Origin of the sequence: Photobacterium sagamiensis (assembly GCF_050337085.1) — a bacterium.
In the GTDB taxonomy this organism is placed as follows: domain Bacteria; phylum Pseudomonadota; class Gammaproteobacteria; order Enterobacterales; family Vibrionaceae; genus Photobacterium; species Photobacterium sagamiensis.
The window spans coordinates 24794-45681 of sequence record NZ_JAKJSP010000047.1; the positions used below are offsets into that span (position 1 = coordinate 24794).

At 39.8% G+C, this 20888-nt stretch carries 18 protein-coding genes; all 18 read left to right on the forward strand.

Going from position 1 to position 20888, the window contains the following annotated elements; genetic code table 11:
* Position 1 precedes the first annotated feature (1 nt).
* The 18 genes from artQ (at position 2) to L4D76_RS20920 (ending at position 20887) form a co-directional block, all read left to right on the forward strand.
* A complete protein-coding gene (gene artQ, locus L4D76_RS20835) occupies positions 2–691 on the forward strand; it encodes an arginine ABC transporter permease ArtQ (protein WP_428442796.1) in 690 nt (229 codons plus the stop codon).
* Positions 688–1359, forward strand: a complete 672-nt coding sequence (artM, locus tag L4D76_RS20840) for an arginine ABC transporter permease ArtM (RefSeq protein WP_428442797.1) — start codon at positions 688–690, stop codon at positions 1357–1359. The genes artQ and artM overlap by 4 nt, the downstream gene beginning before the upstream one ends.
* Positions 1360–1645: 286 nt before the next feature.
* Positions 1646–1984: a hypothetical protein gene (locus L4D76_RS20845; RefSeq protein ID WP_428442798.1), complete on the forward strand. Its 339-nt coding sequence runs from the start codon at positions 1646–1648 to the stop codon at positions 1982–1984.
* 688 nt (positions 1985–2672) lie between these two features.
* Entirely contained in the window at positions 2673–3896 is a 1224-nt protein-coding gene (gltS, locus tag L4D76_RS20850) for a sodium/glutamate symporter (RefSeq protein ID WP_428442799.1), read from the forward strand.
* A 343-nt stretch (positions 3897–4239) separates the two neighbouring features.
* Positions 4240–4476, forward strand: coding sequence for an HP1242/YdcH family protein (locus L4D76_RS20855; protein WP_428442800.1), 237 nt, complete (start codon positions 4240–4242; stop codon positions 4474–4476).
* A gap of 736 nt (positions 4477–5212) precedes the next feature.
* Positions 5213–6613, forward strand: coding sequence for an undecaprenyl-phosphate glucose phosphotransferase (locus L4D76_RS20860; protein WP_428442801.1), 1401 nt, complete (start codon positions 5213–5215; stop codon positions 6611–6613).
* Between the two features lie 19 nt (positions 6614–6632).
* Positions 6633–7832, forward strand: coding sequence for an outer membrane beta-barrel protein (locus L4D76_RS20865; protein ID WP_428442802.1), 1200 nt, complete (start codon positions 6633–6635; stop codon positions 7830–7832).
* Between the two features lie 37 nt (positions 7833–7869).
* On the forward strand, positions 7870–8397 hold the full coding sequence (locus tag L4D76_RS20870) for a polysaccharide biosynthesis/export family protein (RefSeq protein WP_428442803.1): 528 nt from the start codon (positions 7870–7872) through the stop codon (positions 8395–8397).
* A gap of 52 nt (positions 8398–8449) precedes the next feature.
* Entirely contained in the window at positions 8450–10657 is a 2208-nt protein-coding gene (locus L4D76_RS20875; RefSeq protein ID WP_428442804.1) for a GumC family protein, read from the forward strand.
* 32 nt (positions 10658–10689) lie between these two features.
* Complete coding sequence (gene wecB / locus L4D76_RS20880) at positions 10690–11826, forward strand: non-hydrolyzing UDP-N-acetylglucosamine 2-epimerase (protein ID WP_428442805.1); 1137 nt, start codon at positions 10690–10692, stop codon at positions 11824–11826.
* A 76-nt stretch (positions 11827–11902) separates the two neighbouring features.
* Positions 11903–13150 (forward strand): UDP-N-acetyl-D-mannosamine dehydrogenase, encoded by a 1248-nt coding sequence (gene wecC, locus L4D76_RS20885; protein ID WP_428442806.1) that lies wholly within the window; start codon positions 11903–11905, stop codon positions 13148–13150.
* Positions 13147–14280, forward strand: coding sequence for a VpsD family glycosyltransferase (locus tag L4D76_RS20890; RefSeq protein ID WP_428442807.1), 1134 nt, complete (start codon positions 13147–13149; stop codon positions 14278–14280). Before wecC ends, L4D76_RS20890 begins: the two co-directional genes overlap by 4 nt.
* Before the next feature lie 62 nt (positions 14281–14342).
* Positions 14343–14468 (forward strand): hypothetical protein, encoded by a 126-nt coding sequence (locus L4D76_RS20895; protein WP_428442808.1) that lies wholly within the window; start codon positions 14343–14345, stop codon positions 14466–14468.
* A gap of 1 nt (position 14469) precedes the next feature.
* Positions 14470–15903, forward strand: a complete 1434-nt coding sequence (locus tag L4D76_RS20900) for an oligosaccharide flippase family protein (protein ID WP_428442809.1) — start codon at positions 14470–14472, stop codon at positions 15901–15903.
* Positions 15900–17000, forward strand: coding sequence for a glycosyltransferase family 4 protein (locus L4D76_RS20905; protein ID WP_428442810.1), 1101 nt, complete (start codon positions 15900–15902; stop codon positions 16998–17000). Before L4D76_RS20900 ends, L4D76_RS20905 begins: the two co-directional genes overlap by 4 nt.
* Before the next feature lie 679 nt (positions 17001–17679).
* The gene (locus L4D76_RS20910) at positions 17680–19119 is read left to right on the forward strand and encodes an O-antigen ligase family protein (protein ID WP_428442811.1); all 1440 of its coding nucleotides are present in this window, start codon (positions 17680–17682) and stop codon (positions 19117–19119) included.
* A 5-nt stretch (positions 19120–19124) separates the two neighbouring features.
* Positions 19125–19556: a serine O-acetyltransferase gene (locus L4D76_RS20915; protein WP_428442812.1), complete on the forward strand. Its 432-nt coding sequence runs from the start codon at positions 19125–19127 to the stop codon at positions 19554–19556.
* Positions 19556–20887 (forward strand): phenylacetate--CoA ligase family protein, encoded by a 1332-nt coding sequence (locus L4D76_RS20920; RefSeq protein ID WP_428442813.1) that lies wholly within the window; start codon positions 19556–19558, stop codon positions 20885–20887. The genes L4D76_RS20915 and L4D76_RS20920 overlap by 1 nt, the downstream gene beginning before the upstream one ends.
* The last annotated feature ends 1 nt before the right edge of the window (position 20888 follow it).

Below are 20888 nucleotides of genomic sequence, written 5' to 3' on the forward strand. Positions count from 1 at the left end.
TATGGCGTTTTCAGGTTACTCTTTGTCGCTCGTAGAAGCAAGCTGGATAACCATTCAGCTTGCATTTACCAGCTTATTAGTTGGCTTAGTGCTAGCTGTTTTGTTTGCAGGTGGCGAGATGTCGCGCCACCGCGCTATTTCTTGGCCGACGACGGCACTTGTAACCGTTCTTCGTGGTTTGCCTGAGCTGTTAGTGGTGCTGTTCATCTTTTTCGGCTCAGGTCAGATATTCTTTATGATCACGGGCGACTATGTCGAAATCAGCCCATTTTTATCAGGTGTCATCGCGCTGTCATTAATTTTTGCCTCTTATGCTGCGCAAACATTACGGGGCGCATTAAAAGCGGTTTCAAATGGTCAGCGGGAAGCCGCGAGTGCATTAGGGATCAGCCGCTTTCATGGTTTTACACGAATTGTTTTACCACAGGCGGTTAGACATGCCCTACCCGGATTAACCAACCAATGGCTGGTTTTGTTAAAAGATACAGCGTTAGTTTCATTGATCGGCGTCACCGATTTGCTTAAGCAGGCACAGTTAACGTCTGCTGCTACGCACGAAAGTTTTACCTGGTATGCGGGTGCCGCTGCAATTTATTTGATTATTACGTTAATTACCCAACGTGCAGTAAAAGTGATTGATAAGAAATTCACCGTTCAGGGCCTTAACGCACCACAAGGAGCGACCGCATGAATGAGCAACATGTCTGGAAGATGCTTGAAGGCCTGCTCACCAGTATTGAATTAACCGTCGTTTCACTGTTTGTTGGTTGTATTATCGCTATCTTGATGACCTTGACGTTAATCATGCGTACAACCGGTATTCATTGGCTGAGCCGTGGCATCATCACTTTATTTACAGGTACGCCGTTATTGGTGCAAATCTTTTTGGTGTATTACGGGCCAGGGCAATTTGAAGCTGTACGTGAAAGCATGTTGTGGATCTGGCTAAGTCAGCCTTGGTTCTGTGCCATGCTCGCTCTGGCATTGAATACCGCGGCATACAGTACACAACTGTTTAAGGGGGCCTTTGATGCGATTCCATCCGGCCAATGGCAGGCTTGCCAGGCACTGGGGATGGATAAGGTGGCAACATTAAGGGTTTTACTCCCTTTTGCCATTCGTCGTGCCGTTCCGGCTTATTCAAATGAAGTAATTCTGCTGTTTAAAGGAACTTCCCTGGCGAGCACAATTACGATTATGGATATCATGGGCTATGCGCAGCGTATTAATGCGCAAACCTATGACACGTTAGTCGTCTTTAGTGTTGCCGGCGCTTTCTACCTTACGGTTAACGGGGTCCTGACTCTGGTATTTCGTAAGGTCGAGAAAAAAGCCCTGGCGTTTGAAAACACACATTAGTACCAATCCTTATTCGTTAACACCCTCATTCCATTCAACACATTAACGTTAAGCCAGTAGCTAGCCGCTATTGGCTTCGTCGATCTGGCACAAAACCAAACAGTGAAGTGATGGCTGAATTCGAGCAAAAATTCATGGCTGCTCGCTCTGCCTGAGCTAAATTAGAATGTAGGACGCTGAAATTTTACCGTTTACCGTAAAATTTATCCCTAATGCTATTATTACGCTTCTAATAGCCGTCAGGCTGACTTAAGATATTCAGGTAACATTAATAAGGCAGCAACCTATGAGCTTTAGTGACCATTTAGATAATTTCATCAAGCAACGTGATCAGCAACCTCAGTCTTCAAATCGGCAGTCTTATCGCCGCCAGCCTGCTATACAAGACGCAACAGGTCAGAGTAAGGCGCGCGAAGCCATTGCAAAAGCACAAGATGATGCTTCGGCACAAGCAACAATTGAAAGCAAAGCACCTCATGTCCGTATACATGGCCGTTGTGTCACTGAACAAGAAGCCTATACCCTAGAGCTACAACAAGTGCAGCCGACACCTGTCAGTCAATCAAGACTGGATTATATCCAGCAATTAAGAAAAGACTTAAAGCTCAGAAAGCACTCTGACTAACAGCCGATCAAGTTGGTTATAAGTACGTGGCTCATATTAAAACAGTGCAAAACAGTGCAAAACAGTGCAAAACAGCCATTTTGAACGCCGTTTTAATATAATACTCACTTCATTATCTCGTATAATGCTTTGCTATTAATCACGGCTTCCCACCAAGATAGTATAAATATTAAGCTATCCTGTCCCCGAGTTAGAACTTTTACATTTTTTATCATAAAAATACCGCAGGAATATAAAAATAAAAATGGTTATTTAACACACAGTTGATACGTATTTTATTTTCATACGCGTAACTGTCTATAAATAACACCAATTAACAACACCATTACAAAAAGATTTCAAGAATATTTATATTTACTGAATACTCAATAAAACGCACAATAGCGATAACGTATTGAAACAGCTAAAGCCTTACACCTAATCGGCTATTTTTCATTCTACACATCTGAATTTATACACATAATTACTCAATTCATCGCCCCTTCACTCCCACATCAAAATACAAACAGCCAATACCAACATGGCATACAAAACCAACAACCACAATTAACAAAGCAACCAGATTATATACATTTAAAACATCGGTTATCACGTGCGACTACACTATTCGGCATACAAAAGCAATATAGGCACAGGGCATTTTAGCCGTTAAAATTAGCCATTAAGAAAAGTATGAAAAGACAGAATAATGAACTCAAATATTCAAATTAACGAGCTCGAATCCTTGCTCATTGCGATTGTCGTGCTTTTTCTTGGCTACTTTATTAATAGCAAGGTTAAAGTACTTAGAAAATATAATATTCCTGAGCCTATTGTAGGCGGCCTGGTTGTTGCTGTGATCATCGCAATCATTCATCAACAAGGCGTTGATATCACCTTTAATCTAAGCATTAAAAACACATTGATGCAGATGTTTTTTGCCACCGTCGGTTTAGCGGCAAGTTTTAAACTGCTTGCGCAAGGTGGGTCTCGTGTTTTCCTGTTTCTAGGATTAGCCACCGTATACATTATCATCCAGAACGCTGTTGGTGTTGGCCTCAGCACGATGCTTGGCCTAGATCCTTTGCTTGGTCTGATTGTCGGATCAATCACGTTATCCGGCGGTCACGGTACGGGAGCAGCATGGTCACAAACATTCGCATCTGATTTTGGTTTGCACACCCTTGAGCTATCTATGGCTTCTGCGACCTTTGGCCTAATGGTAGGGGGAATCATTGGCGGCCCTGTTGCTCAGCGCCTGATCAGTAAATATAAGCTGAAATCTTCGTTCGGTGACGGTGAACACCACCATATTAAACATCCGGATCTTGTTACCTACAGCGATCATGAAGAAGACAGAATTACATCAAAAAACAGTATCGAGGTACTCTTCATTTTACTCGTCTGTGTTGCGGGCGCGGTGCATATTAAAACGTTTGTAGATAGCTTTGATGTCGCATGGCTACGCATTCCTGATTTTGTTTATGCCCTCTTTGTTGGCGTTTTCATTACAAACCTTTGTGAAACCACTAAGGTTTACAAGATCAACAAAGAAACCGTCGATGCTCTCGGCACAATATCGCTCTCATTATTCCTTGCTATGGCATTGATGAGCCTGCAACTCTGGGACTTATTAGAACTTGCACTGCCAATGTTGGTTATTCTTGCATTCCAGACTCTTACACTCGCTTTATTTGCCTACTTCGTGACATTTAGGGTTATGGGCCGCACGTATGATGCTGCAGTCATCGCCGGAGGTCATTGTGGCTTCGGAATGGGCGCAACACCGACAGCAGTTATGAATATGGGCTCTTTGGTTTCGCGTAACGGACCTTCACCACAAGCCTTTATGGTGGTGCCTATTGTTGGTGCCTTCTTTATTGATATTACCAACCTGATAGTTCTTCAAGGCTACCTCAGCTTCATTCAATAAGCTGCTTCAATACCACCGGGAGTGACGTTGTCACTCCCGTTCTTTCAAACCATCATATCCTCTATTTCTCCCACTAGTAACAAGATACTGATGATTCTCACCTAACGCGTTATCTAATTTCGTTCTATTCTTTATATGTGACCATCAAAGTCGACCTGTGATTACAGCAGTTTCAGAGTCATGAAACGACTGGATCATGCGGACAGCAAAAATGGTTGCTTACGACAAAGTTTACAGGCTAACAAAGGGTGTGCGCTTACGTTTGATACAACTGTATTACCCCCCTAGATAAGAACAAAATATAAGCAGGGCAACGATAGACAAGAACGTATGGAGTATAAAGATGTTAGGTGAAAATCATGCACTCTTCATTGAGTTCCCTGAAATGCAGAATAAAATCCATCAGCTCAAAATGACGGATGAAAACTTCAAATCAATGTCAGACCGATACCATAAACTCGATCATGTTATACGTGGATTAGAAGGCAATAATGTTCCTACCGAAGATCAGCATTACGCTCAGCTCAAAATGGAACGTGCACAGCTAAAGGATAAAATATACAGCGCATTAAATAACTAGCATCTGAATAGGAAACATATTCCACCTAAAGCCCGGTAAGTTAACCGGGCTTAACCCAATTGTAATCACCAATTTTTCAATACAATGGGTACCAATATTGTGCTGCTAAATAACCGTCAGTGCCATAAATTCAGCTTATTGCCTCATCACAACCTTCATACATCATAACCTTGATGACTGATTTTCCAAGAGAATGATCTAACTATCCCATTCAGACATCGTAGTAGTAAAGTCAAACGCCTGGCTTGTGTTCTACAAATATCGACTCTCAATTATAATGGACAGTGTAGTGAGCCACTGGAGCATTCAATTCAAAGAAAATGGAGGTATGAACTAATGCTTTCATCAAAAAAAGTATGAGTTAAGCATTAGAGTCGTATTCAATCGCACTAGAAATCTAATCTTTTTTCCATTCTTCCAACTTTTCTTACTTGGTCTAACTTTATAGAGAAGTCGCAAGTTAATGCATGCATTTGACTAAGCGCTTATGTTCATAAAAGATAGAGCGTTCTTCATTGTCTTTACAAAAAGGAGGGCATAACTTTCAACAATATCCACATAAAAAAGGAGGTATACAGTCTGATTTTTCTGCTTAAGCGCGGTGGGAGCTATAACCTAATGGCGGTAGCGTACTTAAACCCCCTAACCTCAGGGAAATAACATACTAAAGAAGTAAACATACAGACAATGAATAGACCGTTCAAAGACCAAACAATTACCACAAGGTAACAGCAAGATGGAAGATAGAGACTTAATTCGATCAGATGAGCCTAATTTTGGATTATTTTACCGCCTCATCGACATAGTTTTTATCGCACTAACACTCTACGTTTCTGTAGAAACCTACACCAAAAGTGTTAATAACAATTACCAAATTGCAGGTGCATTAGGCATAGTCTGTTTTCTGTTAACAGCGGAAAGCTGCCATCTTTATCGCTCATGGCGAGTTAGTGCCTTCCGTGAGCAAGTTATGGCTATCCTATTACCATGGTTATTAATGGCATCCATGCTTACGATAATTGGTTATTTCAGCAAAACAAGCTCTGATTTTTCCCGCGTTGTGATGGGAATTTGGTTAAGCGTTACCCCATGTATTCTGGTGAGCTGGCGCTTCGTTTTAAAGCAATTTATTTATCAACTATACCGCTATGGCTATTACACTCAAAAAGCGGCCATTATCGGCGCGACAGAAAACGGTATAGCACTTGCGGCTGAGCTAACTCTCAAAGAGAACCCAGGCATAACACTAGAGGGTTTTTATGATGAGCGTACAGAAGATCGTATACCCCATAAACTTAATGCTCCACTATGTGGCACAGTCATCGATGCATTAGAAAAAGCCAGGCGGGGAGAATTGCAACATATCTATATTGCAATGCCTTTGTGTGCCAAAGGACGAATCACAAAATTTTTAGGTGAGTTTTCAGACACCACTGCCAATACTTACTTGGTGCCCGATTTTTTCACTTATAATCTGTTGTACTCTCGCTGGAGTCATATTGGTAAGACACTGATATTAAGTGTCTTTGACACCCCATTTAACGGCCTGACGGCATGGGTAAAACGCACTGAAGATATTATACTGTCAACCATTATTCTGACGCTGATCTCACCACTTCTGATTGCAATTGCTGTTGGTGTTAAATTGTCTTCACCCGGCCCTGTTTTCTTTAAACAAGATCGCTACGGCCTTGATGGGAAAAAAATTAAGGTATGGAAATTTCGTTCAATGAACACTATGGATAATGGCCATGTCGTCAAACAAGCAACCAAAAACGATCTGCGTATAACGCCATTTGGTGCATTCATTCGACGAACATCTTTAGATGAGTTGCCACAGTTTATTAACGTACTTCAAGGGGTGATGTCTATCGTTGGTCCACGCCCACATGCTGTTGCCCACAACGAAGAATATCGAGCGATTGTCGAACGCTATATGCTTCGCCACAAAGTAAAACCAGGCATTACTGGCTGGGCACAAATTAATGGCTATCGTGGTGAAATTGACACCCTGAATAAAATGGAAAAAAGAGTGGAATATGACCTCGCCTATATCCAGCGTTGGTCATTATTGATGGACATTAAAATTATATACCTCACTGCTCTTCGAGGATTTACGGGTAGTACGGCTTATTGATATATAAAACGGAGTTATTATGTCAATCAAATATCATGTTCTATATCTCATTCTCTTTTCACAAACGACGATGGCTGCAGTTATACCCAATCCATATGTAACGGATTCAGGTATCGAAGTAACCCCTTTTTTTGCTGTTTCATTTGGGCATAACGACAATATTACCAGTGAGAAAGAGAGCCGTAACAAAATATCTTCAATGTTATTAGAGATGGAACCTTCAGTTATGGCAATGGCTGAGCATGGCGATAGTATTTATTCTACCAGCTACACGCTGACTAATGGCTCTTATTTTGATAGCTCCGCAGACAACTATTTAGACCATAACCTTGATCTGGCAAGCATATGGCATATTAACTTACGTAATAGCCTGATGCTTAACTACGAACTAAGTAGCCTACATGAACCACGTGGCTCTGGTATCTCTGAAGGTATAAGTAGTTCCACGGAGAACTTTGACGAACCAATCCAATATGTCACTAACCATCTCAATGCTACCTATATTTATGGCGCCGAAGGTGCGAAAGGACGTTTAGAAGGCTCTATTGGTTGGTACGACGAATCATACAAAAACTTTCGCAATACTACACAGTTCAATGATTATAACGAAAGTCGCTACGATGCTGCCTTTTACTATCAGCTAACGTCTACTACTGATTTACTACTTAACATAAAAAAGGAAGATCGTCGTTACGATAAAATTGCACCAGAACAAGCCAGCCAAGATAACGATACCATGTACTACTATATTGGTGCTGAATGGGACATTACGGGGAAAACAACAGGTACGGCCAGGCTGGGATTGCAGGATAAACAATTTAAAGACTCTAGCCGTGAAGACTTCGATGGCGCCAGTTGGGATATTGGTATCACTTGGTCGCCAAAAAGGTATTCCATATTAAACCTCGACACCTCACAAACAGCCAGAGATCCCGATCAAGATGGCGATTACATTGAAGAAACAATCTATACCTTAGGCTGGCACCACTTCTGGCGTGAGCGTTTCACGACAAATGTCAGTTATAGCAATGCCGATGAGAACTACACTGGTGTCAGTCGTAAAGATAAAACTGACATTTGGAGCGTTTCAGCAAGTTACGATATGCGCCGATGGTTATCCATTACTTTAGGCTGGGATTTCACAGACAAAACATCATCCCAAGCCAACATTGGTCACGAACAACAAATTTGGTACCTCACCGCACTCTTCACCCTGTGATGCTTAATTGGTAATACTATTATTAGTGAGGTGTTGTATGAAAACCATCAGTTCTATTTTATTTAGCCTATTAATGATTTTTGCTGCAAATGCCGCCAATTTTGAACAAACATACAAACTGGATGCCGGAGATAGAATTCAAATCCAAGTTTATGGTGAAGAAGAGCTATCTATACAAGAATTATTATTAAGCTCAAGTGGTACTTTCGACTATCCTTATATTGGTCAAATTTCTGCAAAAGGAAAAACCCCTGAACAGCTTAAAAAAGTAATATATAACGGACTACTTGGTGATTATTTAATTGCTCCGAAGGTCAGGGTTAATATCGTCACTTTTCGTCAGATTTATGTCAATGGAGAAGTAAAACTACCGGGCGGGTACGAATATAAGCCAGGGTTAACCGTAGATAAGGCCATTGCTTTAGCTGGAGGGTTTACTGACCGCGCCTCACGCAATGCAATCAGCATAAACCCAGCCAATGGCGGAAGAGAACAAAAAAAAGTCAATCTAAAGCATGCTGTCGCTCCGGGTGATATTATCGTGATTGACCAGAGCTTCTTTTAACTAGTGCCTTCTCCTCCTTCAGTTCGGTTCTGCTTAATACCTGGGTATGCATATGCTGGAAAAAACTGATGACAAACTTCCACTTAAAGAAGAAGTGATTGACTTAGGGAAGTACCTGTCCACTTTAAAAAAATACTGGCTGTCGATCTTTCTGTTCACAACACTGACGACAGCCATTACCGTATTGATGGTGCTATCTATCACCCCAGTTTATCGCACTACCGCCGTCCTGCTGATCGAAGCCCAACAACAAAGAGCCGTGTCCATCGAAGAGATTGTCGGGATCGACACCAGCCAAAAAGAGTACTACCTGACTCAGTTTGAAATCCTTAAATCGAACCAGATTGCCGAACGCGTTATCGACAAACTCAATCTAGCCACCCTGCCAGAATTTAATGGTCAGCGAGAAAAATCAGGGGTACTAGAAAACATTAAAACTCAAATAAAATCGCTATCGCTTATCCAGGCCTATCTGCCTGAAGAGCAACCCGCGACAGAGGAGCAATTACAGGAAGCACTCAGGCAGAGAGTTTTAACGACCTTCAAAAGAAAACTGACCATCTCGCCAGTACGAAATACCCAACTGGTGAACATCAGCTTTGAATCGGAAGATCGTAAGTTAGCCGCCCGCATCGCTAATGAAGTCGGCAACAGCTACATCGAATCCAACCTGGAAGCTCGACTAACAATGACAACCCAGGCCTCAGGCTGGCTTAGCGGACGTCTTAATGAACTGAAACAACAGCTCCTCCACTCTGAAGATCAACTGTCCGATTTTTTGCAACAGGAAGGGCTGATCGACTTAAGCGGCATTGACGGAATTGACGGACTAGCATCGACTGAACTGTCTGATCTGACCAATGGACTGTCAGCAGCGCGAGATCGCCGAATCGCCGCAGAATCACTCTCGTACCTGCTCAAAACAAGCAAAAACGCTGATCTGTCCAGCCTGTCTTCGGTCACGGAAATCTCCAATCACCCACAGATGCGCGATATTCGGCTAGCCGAAATTGAAGTACAAACACGGGTGTCTGAGTTATCAAATCGGTATGGCCCAAAGCATGACAAGATGATCCAGGTACAAGCGCAACTAAAAACCGTCCAAGATAGTGCAAGAAATCTGCTGGCACAGTTGGTAAAAGGACTGGACAAGGAACGCCAGGCAGCCCGACAACAAGAAGCCAGCCTGCAGCAAGCGCTGACCGCCAAAAAAATCGAATACCAGCACCTGACCGTCAAAGAAGCGAAATACGATGCGCTAAAGCGGGAAGTTGATAGCAACCGCCAGTTGTATGATTTGTTCCTTAACCGCCAGAAAGAAACCAGTGCAACAAGCGATTTTAAATCAGCTAACGCCCGTTTCTCCGACTATGCGATGACGCCAATGAAGCCGGCCAAACCGCAAAAAACCAAGATCGTTGGTATCGCGGCCGTTGCCGGAATGATGCTGGCAATAATATTAGTGTTTATACTAGAGTCGCTTCGCAGCACCATAGAGCATGCCGAGGATATTGAAGACAAACTCGGTTTATATACGTTGGGAGCCATTCCGTCAGTTAAATCAAAGCGATTCCGGAATAAAGCGCTGGATGCCAGCCTATTTTTCGATAGCGAACAGCGCCTTTTTACTGAGTCTATTCGTTCTATCCGGACAACATTGCTGCTTAACCTGGTCAACCAAACACGTAAGCGAATTGCAGTGACGTCATCGTTACCCGGTGAAGGCAAGACCACGACGGCCATCAACCTTGCTGTCGCCATGGCCTCCATGGAAAAAGTATTGCTGATCGACTGTGATTTGAGACGGCCCTCCGTCGGTGAACGCTTTGGCATGGCAAAAAGTCACCCTGGCGTCTCAAATATGCTGGTGATGGGGGCAACTATTGATGAGTGTATCTATCACGACGACCAATCAGATCTGGATGTGCTGCCGGCCGGTCTGCTACCGCCAAACCCCCTTGAGTTGTTAAGTTCGAAAAAGCTGGTTGCACTACTGACCCAACTTGAAGAACAATATGACCGTATTGTCATTGATACCCCACCCGCCCTGATCTTCAGTGATGCACTAGTAGCAGGGCGAATTGCCAGTGCCACCATCATTGTAGTGAAAGCAGGTACAACCAGACTCAAACAGATCAATGCCACTATCTCGAAGTTGATCAAACATGACATTGCTATTGATGGTGTAATCATCAATCAAGTTAATGCAAAAAATGCTAAACATGAATACGGTTATAGCTCGTATGACGATTATTACTAAGCAACTGAATAGTACAATTAGAGAACGCCAAGATGACAACAAAAAAGAAAATCCTATTTGTATTCGGAACCCGCCCTGAAGCGATAAAGATGGCTCCTGTCGTAAAAGGTTGCCAACAAAGCTCAGCATTTATCACTTATGTTTGTGTCACTGCTCAGCACAGAGAGATGCTAGATCAGGTATTAGACCTATTTGAAATCACTCCTGATTTTGATTTGAACATAATGAGTCCAGGTCAAGACTTAACCGATGTGACATGTAAAATTCTGAACGGCTTACGTGATGTATTGCAACAATTACAACCAAACTGTGTATTAGTACATGGTGATACATCCACAACATTCGCAGCAAGCCTTGCCGCTTATTACCAACAAATACCAATTGCCCATATTGAAGCCGGATTGCGTACTGGCAATATTTATTCACCATGGCCCGAAGAAGCTAACAGAAAGTTAACTGGAAATTTAACTAATATACATTTTGCTCCAACCGAACTCTCTCAGCAGAATTTACTCGCCGAGAATATTCCCACAGGAAACATTCACATTACTGGTAATACTGTTATCGATGCTTTGCTCGATGTAAAAAACAAAATTAATACAAATAGAAAACTAGCTCTACAATTAGCGGAACGCTTCCCATTTTTAGATCCAAACAAAAGATTAGTACTTGTTACAGGCCACCGACGCGAAAGTTTTGGTGATGGATTTGAACGCATCTGCCAAGCTTTAGCAAAATGTGCTAAACGTGACGATGTTCAGATTTGTTATCCGGTTCATCTTAATCCAAATGTACAAGAGCCAGTTAATCGTCTTTTATCTGACTTAATTAATGTTCATCTAATTGAACCTCAAGATTATCTGCCATTTGTTTACCTAATGACAAAAGCTGACATTCTCTTAACCGACTCTGGAGGTATTCAAGAAGAAGCTCCTTCGTTAGGTAAACCAGTACTGCTAATGCGTGATACAACCGAGCGTCCAGAAGCTGTGAAAGCTGGCACAGTAAAACTAGTGGGAACAGATATTGATACAATCACTTCTAGTGTCTTTCAACTGCTTGATAACGAACAGCTATATAAAGAAATGGCAAAAGCACATAACCCGTATGGTGATGGTAGAGCAAGTGCAAGGATCACAGACATACTAAGTACCTTATTGAGTTCATAGCCGCCTCATAAATAATATTCTTCACTACTGAATGTGTCATTTTCTTTCATACTCAATTTTATCAAGGAATGTAATAATGAGTTTCAACAAAGTCTCCGTCATTGGCTTAGGGTATATCGGCCTACCAACCGCTGCAGTTATTGCTTCTCGCGGTATTAAGGTTACTGGAGTTGATGTAAACCAACATGCTGTTAACACCATCAATGCTGGTGATATTCATATTGTCGAACCTGACCTCGATATCGCCGTTCGTAGTGCAGTAACTGTTGGAATGCTGCGCGCAACAACAACACCAGAACCCGCTGAAGTCTTTATGATCGCAGTACCTACACCATTTATAGGCGACAATCATGAACCCGATCTTTCCTATATCAAAGCCGCAGCTAAAGCCATTGCTCCAATATTAGAAAAAGGTAACCTGATTATTTTGGAGTCAACCTCCCCCGTTGGTACTACAGAAAAACTAGCTGGATGGCTAAAAGAAGCGCGTCAGGATCTCTCTTTCCCACAAGATAAAGGTGATGACGCTGACATCAATGTTGCACATTGCCCTGAACGAGTGCTACCGGGATTCGTGATGCAGGAGCTAATCTCGAATGACCGAGTGATAGGCGGGTTGTCACCACACTGCGCAGATAAGGCGGCGTCTCTATACAAAACCTTTGTTCGTGGTGAGTGCATTATTACTAACGCTCGTACAGCAGAGATGGCAAAACTGACAGAAAATGCCTTCCGTGATGTTAATATCGCTTTTGCAAACGAGCTATCAGTTATTTGTGACAAATTAAAAATTAACGTATGGGAACTGGTGAAACTAGCCAACCGCCACCCGCGTGTAAATATCTTAAACCCGGGTCCTGGAGTTGGCGGTCACTGCATTGCTGTAGATCCATGGTTTATTATTGACCGTTGTCCCGATGAAGCGAAAATCATTCGACAAGCACGTCTGATTAATGATGCTAAGCCATCTTATGTGATTGAACAAATCACCAAAGCGGCAGATGAATTTAAACGGCCAGTGATTGCGTGTTTAGGCCTAGCATTTAAAGCTGATATTGATGATCTGCGTGAAAGCCCTGCGCTACAAATTGTTGAAGAGCTAGCAAATAAAGATATTGGACAGATTATTGCTGTAGAGCCAAATGTTCAAGCCATTCCCAAGAAACTGGTTGAAGCAGGCGTAGAGCAAACTTCGTTAGAAACTGCCCTAGAAAAAGCTAATGTGGTTGTTGTACTTGTTGATCATAAAGAATTTAAAGCGGCTGATAAGATACAGTTTACAACTAAGATTGTGATTGATACGCGTGGGATCGTGTCAGCATGAAGAAAATCCTCTTAGTAATGCCCATTTCCACCTTTGAATGGGGCTCCAAAAATGCTGGTGGCGTAGACTCCGTATGTCAAATGTTGATCAAATTCCTAAGTGAGAACCCAAGTGAAAAATTTCACTATAGGGTAATGGCTTTCGACCCCTTCTGTTCAAATGAATATACTGGTGAGGTTATACGGCTTTCTGGCAATTTAGAGGTTGTAACTTGCCCTGCTAATGAAAAGCGCTGGGGGGTAAAGTGGCCTGGAGTCGTTAGCACTTATCTACGAGTCAGGGCTGAAATCAAATGCTATCAGCCAGATATTGTGCATTCCCATATTGCCTCCTGGTTGTTAGGTGTTCCTAAATCCTGCAGAAGGATTTTAACCCTCCACTCTTACAAAAACATCTGTCGCAAGCCCGTGTCATGGGCTAACGACTTCCTGTATGTGGAGTTGATGCCCTGGATGTCCAATTTATATGTTGACAGCTACACCTGTGTTAGCGAGATGCTTAAAAAGGCGCTGGTGAAGAATATAGATAAGCCCGTAACCGTTATTGGCAATCCCATCGACGATGCCTATTTTGTTGCTCTGGATCGGCGGATTGAAACGGGTGGCGTATTGAGGCTAGTGACCTGTGCACTAATTAACCGGCGCAAGCGAATCGACCTGGCCATAAATCTGGTGAAAGCATTAAAGTCTGCGGGGAAAAAGGTTCATCTCTCCATTATTGGCCCCAATGTCGATCAAGCGTATTTCATGGAGCTTGAAAAGCAAGTGGCAGAACTGGAACTCAATAATGAAGTCTCTTTTCTCGAACGATTAAATCGCGGTGAGATTATCCGCGAATATCAATCAGCAGATATTGGTGTCTTCTTTTCCGAGCAGGAAACCTTCGGTTTGGCGCCGTTGGAAATGTTAGCAACCGGCCTCCCCCTACTGACCACTGAAGTGGGTATTTTGGCTGAGCGGCGAGAAGCGTTTCAGAGGCTGGAAGTTGAGTATGTAAATACTGATACTCAAGTCCGAGCTATTGAAAAGTTACAAGAAGTCAATTCAGTGGAAGCGCACCGCTATTTAGAAGTGGAGTTCTCAGCTGCCAGTGTAGTTTCGGCCTATGAGGCCTTATACACAGAGAGCTAAAATTATGTTTAGTAGTTTGTTCAAGTTCGCACCTGTACAGATATTGGCCAGAAGTAACAACAATGGACATTGTTGCTTCCATCCGTCAAGAAGGCGATGAAGCTGCTGAATCAATGTCGATTCGCTACTACATTAGCTCCGCAAGGTTAATGGTGAAAGAATTATTAGAATTGACCCGAGCAAACTGAAATGGTTACAAAAAAAATGTTAAAAAACATTCTTTCTACAAGTATATTTAACATCGGTTCCCAAGCATTAATCTTTATTGCTGAAATATTGGTCGCCAGAATGTTAATGCCATCTGATTTCGGTGCTTTTGCATTGGCGTTAATTGTTGTTGAACTTTTTAGCATGCTATCTATGAAAAGCTATGCAATGGCATTTGTTCAAAGTGAAACAACGACTGACCATGATTTAAGTAGCATCGTAATAGTTTCGATGTTATTAAGCATTTTCTATGTCTTTGTCAGCATAATCTTTATTGAACCGATTTCACGATTTTGGGGGGGGGTGACTTTTGCACAAAGTTACTCTGTTCTCGTTTGGGCTTTACCAGTCATTACGTTAGAATATATATATCGATTAGCATTATTGAAAAAAGATTGTTTTTGGCAAATGGGGGCAGCGGAATTTGCTTCTGTAGTTTTATATTCTGTAATCGTGACTATTTTAGCTTTACTTGATTTTGGCTTTTACTCTTTGCTGTATGCATATTTGGCTAGACAAGTAATTAAGTTGTTAATTGTTCTCTCTATATCTGTGAGAAATTATAATCTATTATCTGGTTTTTATGTATCTTCAATATACAAGCTTAGCCGTATGTCTTTTGCTATGACACTCCAAAGTATCTTTCTTTTCTCTACGTCAAACACAGATAGATACTTTGTAAACCTGTCTGGAGGGGCCGCTAGTATTGGTCTTTATACCCGAGCACTAAAAGTACTACAAATGCCTTTAAATCTAGTTGTTAGAAATGTAAGTACCATCTTATATGTGGAATTTTCTAAAAAGCAAAATGATCAACAATTCTTGTCTGATACATTCCGGATAACGACGTTTATTTTGGCCTTGATATTTATTCCAGCTTCAACAATATTAGTTGTTTATTCCGATGTGCTTGTTAGCCTTGTGTATGGAGAAAAATGGCTAGCAATGGTACCTATATTGAAGGTTTTAGTTGTGGGCGCAGTTATCTCTTCACTCTCTATAATAGTTGGTGATCTTTTAAAGTCTCAAGGCGTCGTATATCGTGAAATTATTTCTAACAGTCTCGCACTTTTTGTTTTAGTTCAACTTTCTTATGTCTTATATGAAACTTACGGTGTGACTGGCATTGCATATTCTTTTGTATTTAGCCAAATAGTATTTGTTAGCTCCCAACTTATTTTCTTATCAAAAATAATCAATCTAAATATAATTGATTATTTTAAGGTATTTATTGCTCCGGTAACTCTATCGTTGTTGGTTTACTGCTTTAGTGCACTTCTTCTACAATTGTTTAGCCGCTTGGGATCACTGTTAATTTTATCCACTGTCCTCTTTGCTCTTTTTTCCGCACTTACAATTTCATATGGAAATAAAAACGAAGCGACAAAAAAATTATTTTTCAGGATGTGCTTATGAAAACAATAGCGTTGTTTAGCCTGAATGCTCAATATAAAATCGGTGGTGCTGAAACTTGTATCAACCAGATTGTATCTAACTTAAATGATAAATATGAAATAACGGTAGTTTCTGGAGAACGAAAAATTTATGAAAAACATAATAAATATAGTTATGAAAAGTTATCAATCATACCGCTTGTAAATGTAAGATATCTAAGCTATTTAGATGATTTTTTAAACTACTTTTTAATTTATGATTTTTTTAAAAAAAACAAGTTCGATCTTGTTATTGGGAATTGTGCGACATCTATTGCCGCGATTAATGCAACTGTAGGTCATGGCGGAAAGGCTATCTACTATGTTCATGACGAGTTTAGTCTAAATAAAAGACCTGAGTATGGCGAAACAAAAACAGTTAAATTAAAATTATTCCGTTTAATACGCAGAGTAATGGATTATCCGTTTTTTCTTTTTCACTGTAACAAAAACTCAAAATCGTTAATTAGAAGCGATATAGTTCTAGCCAATTCAAACTATATTTCTGATCTATTAAAAAAACAAGAAAGCATCACTCCTAGAGTCATTTATCCCTTCACTCAAACTGAAGGTAAAATGCAAACGGACCTCTGTAAAGCTAAATACATAACTATGGTTGGTGATAGTGGGGTGAAGGGAATTGATACATTTTTAAAAATAGCCAATCTTATGCCAAGAGAGCAGTTCCGAGTGGTTGGGCGTAACTTACAGAAAAAACAACAAGGAAATATTTTGTTCCATCCGTTCTTTAGAGATGTGGCTGATATGTATTCTACATCTAAATTATTACTTGTTCCTTCAATTTGGCAAGAAGCTTTTGGAAAAGTATCTGTCGAAGCTGCTTCTCACGGAATTCCTGTTATTGTCTCTAATCGAGGCGGTTTACCCGAAACAGTTTGCAGTAATGAACTTATTGTACAAGATTATCTTAACCCCCTAAGTTGGCAGTCCCGTATAAATAAAATCTTGAAAGACAATGAAGCTTGGGGTCTAAAATGTTTTAATCATGCATTGAAGCTTGATCAAAAATTTGATCAAGAGCGTTTGCTTAGAGCCATAAATGATATTGTAGATAAATAATATCTACATTATTATTTGTGCTAATTTTTCTGGTGCAAGTAAAAGCTCTTTCCTGAATTATACAATCGATATCTAGTATGAAAATTCACTCTATCCCAAAGATATGGTGTATATATTTTTGGACAATAAAGACCAAACAAAAATACAACCTGATAAAAAACACAAAGGATAAAAAATAAATTAACTGGGAATGTCTGAATTATATTTGCAGGAAAAATTTAGATGCAAATCAATGCTCAATGATTTTACAAGCTTTAGAAATTTCCAAATAATGTTTCAAACAAATAATATTTATTGTTGACAGACCTAAGATTAAACTATTCCAAACCATAAATGTAAAAAATTCAGCTCGAAAAAAATGACAAAAATAATTCATAATAAATATACTAACATGTAGGCGTTTTATAATCCATTCTTATTATGAGGCATTTGGATTAGTGTTACTTTAAGCTATGACACATACAGTTCCATGCATCGACTCCGACATAGATGCAATTTTCAAAAGTGGATCTGATTCAGTAGTAGCCTTAGGTGATGCAAAAGCGAACGACGACGAAGTAATGCATTATAGAAACGAATCTTCAGTCTAGACAGGACGTTTAAGCAGATATTAATACCATTAACATTTATTATAATTGGCAAGATGTTTGATAGCGATTTAATATGGAGATTATTTCTCATGTTTAATAACCTAGCCAAGAAGTTTTATCTTATCGCTATCACCTGCTGTTTATCTGCTTATGTTGTTTTTTTTTCAATAGCAGAGAACTATAAAGCGCTATTTATACCCTTATTAATACCACTTGGTTACTTTTTACTACAAAAACCAAAGTTAATTGCCTATTTATTTTTACTCTCAAGTGTACGCTTTCTAGGTTTTATTGATATTGAAGATTTTATGAATTTACCAGGACTTTTTAAATTTGATGATTTGTTATTTTTGGCTTTGATTTCAATTTACTTTTTTGATGTATTACAAAGAGGTTTACAGTTCCATAAGGATAACTATGCAGTACGCTCTATTGCATACATAGTCTTATTATTTATTGCAATGGTTGTTGTTCAATTTGTTTTTACCTCTATTCATTATGATCTTCCTATTGTTTCGACCTTAAAGGTCGGGCGTGGATTTCTTTATTTGTTATTTTATTTCTATCTGTTGCGATTTTTTTTCGATTCTAGTTCGTCTCGGAAATTATTCCGATTTATAGCTACGTTATGTATTATTCAGTTTATTATGATGCTATTACAAATATCAGGGCTTAACTTTACAAAAAGTACGACTGTCATAGAACTAGCTTCTGATAATGTAAGTGTAACTCGAGTATATCTAACAGCATACTTTTTTGCACTACTCACTTTTTTTGTTTCAGTATCATTACTGTTAAACAAATGCGATCAAAGTTCAAGACGACTTTTATTATTGATTGTGATTTTTTCACTTTCATCTATTATTCTATCCTATACTAGAACTTACTGGATGGCTATGTTGATAGGTTTGATTATTATATTCGTAATGTCGGAATCAAGAGTTAAGAAAAACGTTGTTTACTATTTATGCTTAGGCTTTACTTTGTTTTCCCCTTTTTTATTAATGCAGTCGGATAGTTTTATCTTTGAACGTTTCATCTCTATTTTTCAAGAAGTGGGTAGTGATGAAGGCAACTTTATTTACCGTTTTTCAGAAAACCCTCAGCGTTTAGAAGCATTTATTGACAATCCTGTTTTTGGACCAGGCTTTGTGCATTCGAACTATGCAACCACATTATTTAACTTTAATATTAATGAGCAAGGTCTTAGTGAAAGTCAAATACAGCGTGCATTATTGCTGCAAACAAATGATAGTGGCCTAATTACTTTATTAGTCAGTTTCGGATTAGTTGGGGTTTTTTGGGTTTTATATAAGTTCGTGGTTTTATTTCGACTATTCTTAATAGTTACAGGATTGGATGATAATGCAAGAGCTATTATCATAGGTAATATTTCTTTTATCACAGCCGTTTGGCTAACATGCACTACAACTTATGGTTTTACTTATCCTGATGGAATAGTTGCTTTAGCTTTAAGTCTATTCTTTATCTCTAGCTGCATGAAACATAAAGAAAGTATGGAGTTATGAAATAAATGATTTTATATAGAATTGGAAATAATCTTCATCGAAAAGGGATCCCTATAATCCCCAAGCTTATAAACTTATTAATTCGTTTAATTCATAACAGCGCTGTGTACTGTGAGACTAATATTGGTAATGGAACTAAGCTTGGATATGGTGGCATAGCTGTTGTCATCCATAAACGAACAGTCATTGGGCAAAATTGTGTTATTGGATCAGGGGTAACTATTGGCGGGCGATCTCGGTCTCTTAAGGTGCCTGTAATTGGCGATAATGTTTATATCGCAACTGGTGCTAAAGTTTTAGGCGACATAAAAATTGGTAATAACTGCGTCGTCGGTGCTAATGCTGTAGTGATAAATGATGTTCCAAATAACACTATGGTAGTTGGAGTACCCGCAAAAATAGTTAAAACTGACATTATTTCGAAGGATTATTATTGATGTTTACAAGTGGTTTCTACAAAAACGCCCCCATTAGCATTCAAAACTTATTGATCTCTGGTCGATCTTTTGCTCGGAAATCATTAAGAGAAAATAAACGTGCTAGTGAAATATATGAATCCTTATATGTGCTGGAAAAAGACGAAAAGAAAGTTAATTCTTACAGAAAAAAGAAATTAGACTCGGTGTTAAAAACTGCTGTAAGGAATGTTCCATTTTACCGCTCACTCGATGGTGTTGACTTCAATAAATTCCCTCTTCTCTCTAAAAATGATATTAAGGATAACCCTAGATCCTTTATTAATGAAAGCATTAAAGGTGTAGTGGTGAGAGGTTGTACTAGTGGTACAACAGGCACACCTTTATCTATTCCGCAAAATATGGATTCAGTAATTATAGAACAAGCCTTTATTTCTCGTAGTTTACAATGGGCAGGCTTTAAGCCGGGTGATAAAAGAGCTTGGATCCGAGGTGATATGATTGTTCCTTTAAGTCAGAAGAAACAACCATTTTGGCGTTACTCCTACTTTGAGGATATGATCTTGCTCTCCTCTTTTCACATGACAACTGAAAACCTGCCTTTATACCTGCAGGCCATGGTGGACTATGGTGTTGATGTTATTCAAGCTTATCCCTCTTCGATAGTTACTTTGGCTAAATATCTAGATGTTAAAAATGAGTATTATCAGGGGAAGCTAAAATCAATTATGACCTCCTCTGAGTCTCTGTCATCCGATGATAAAAAACTGATAGAAAAACGTTTTAAGTGTACTGTTTTTGATTGGTATGGATTATTTGAGCGAGTCGCGGCTATAGCGAGTTGTGAGTATGGACGCTACCATATTTTAACTGACTACTCCCATGTAGAGTTATTAGATGCTGGAGACGGAAAGCACGAAATTGTTGGTACCAATTTCAACAACAGCCTTTATTCCCTTATCCGGTATAAAACCGGTGACCATGTTGTTTTATCTGATGATGAGTCTTGTCCTTGTTGTCGTGTATTTCCATTAATTGACCATATTGAAGGTCGTGTTGGTGATTACCTTATAGGTGAGGATGGTCAGAGAATTCATATTCTTAATCATATCCCCAAAGGTGTGAGAGGTTTAATTGCATGTCAGTTTGTGCAAAAGTCACTAACTTATATTCAAATTTTGGCCGTAGTAGAGGATAAGTTGTTTACTGCTGAACAAAAAGCATTGTTGATTGCTAATACAAAAGAACGAGTTGGTAAATCTATTGATGTTGACATTGGCATCGTTACGCAATTACCAAGAACAAAAAATGGTAAAGTTCGGCAAGCTGTCAGGGAAATAGAAGGATTATAGG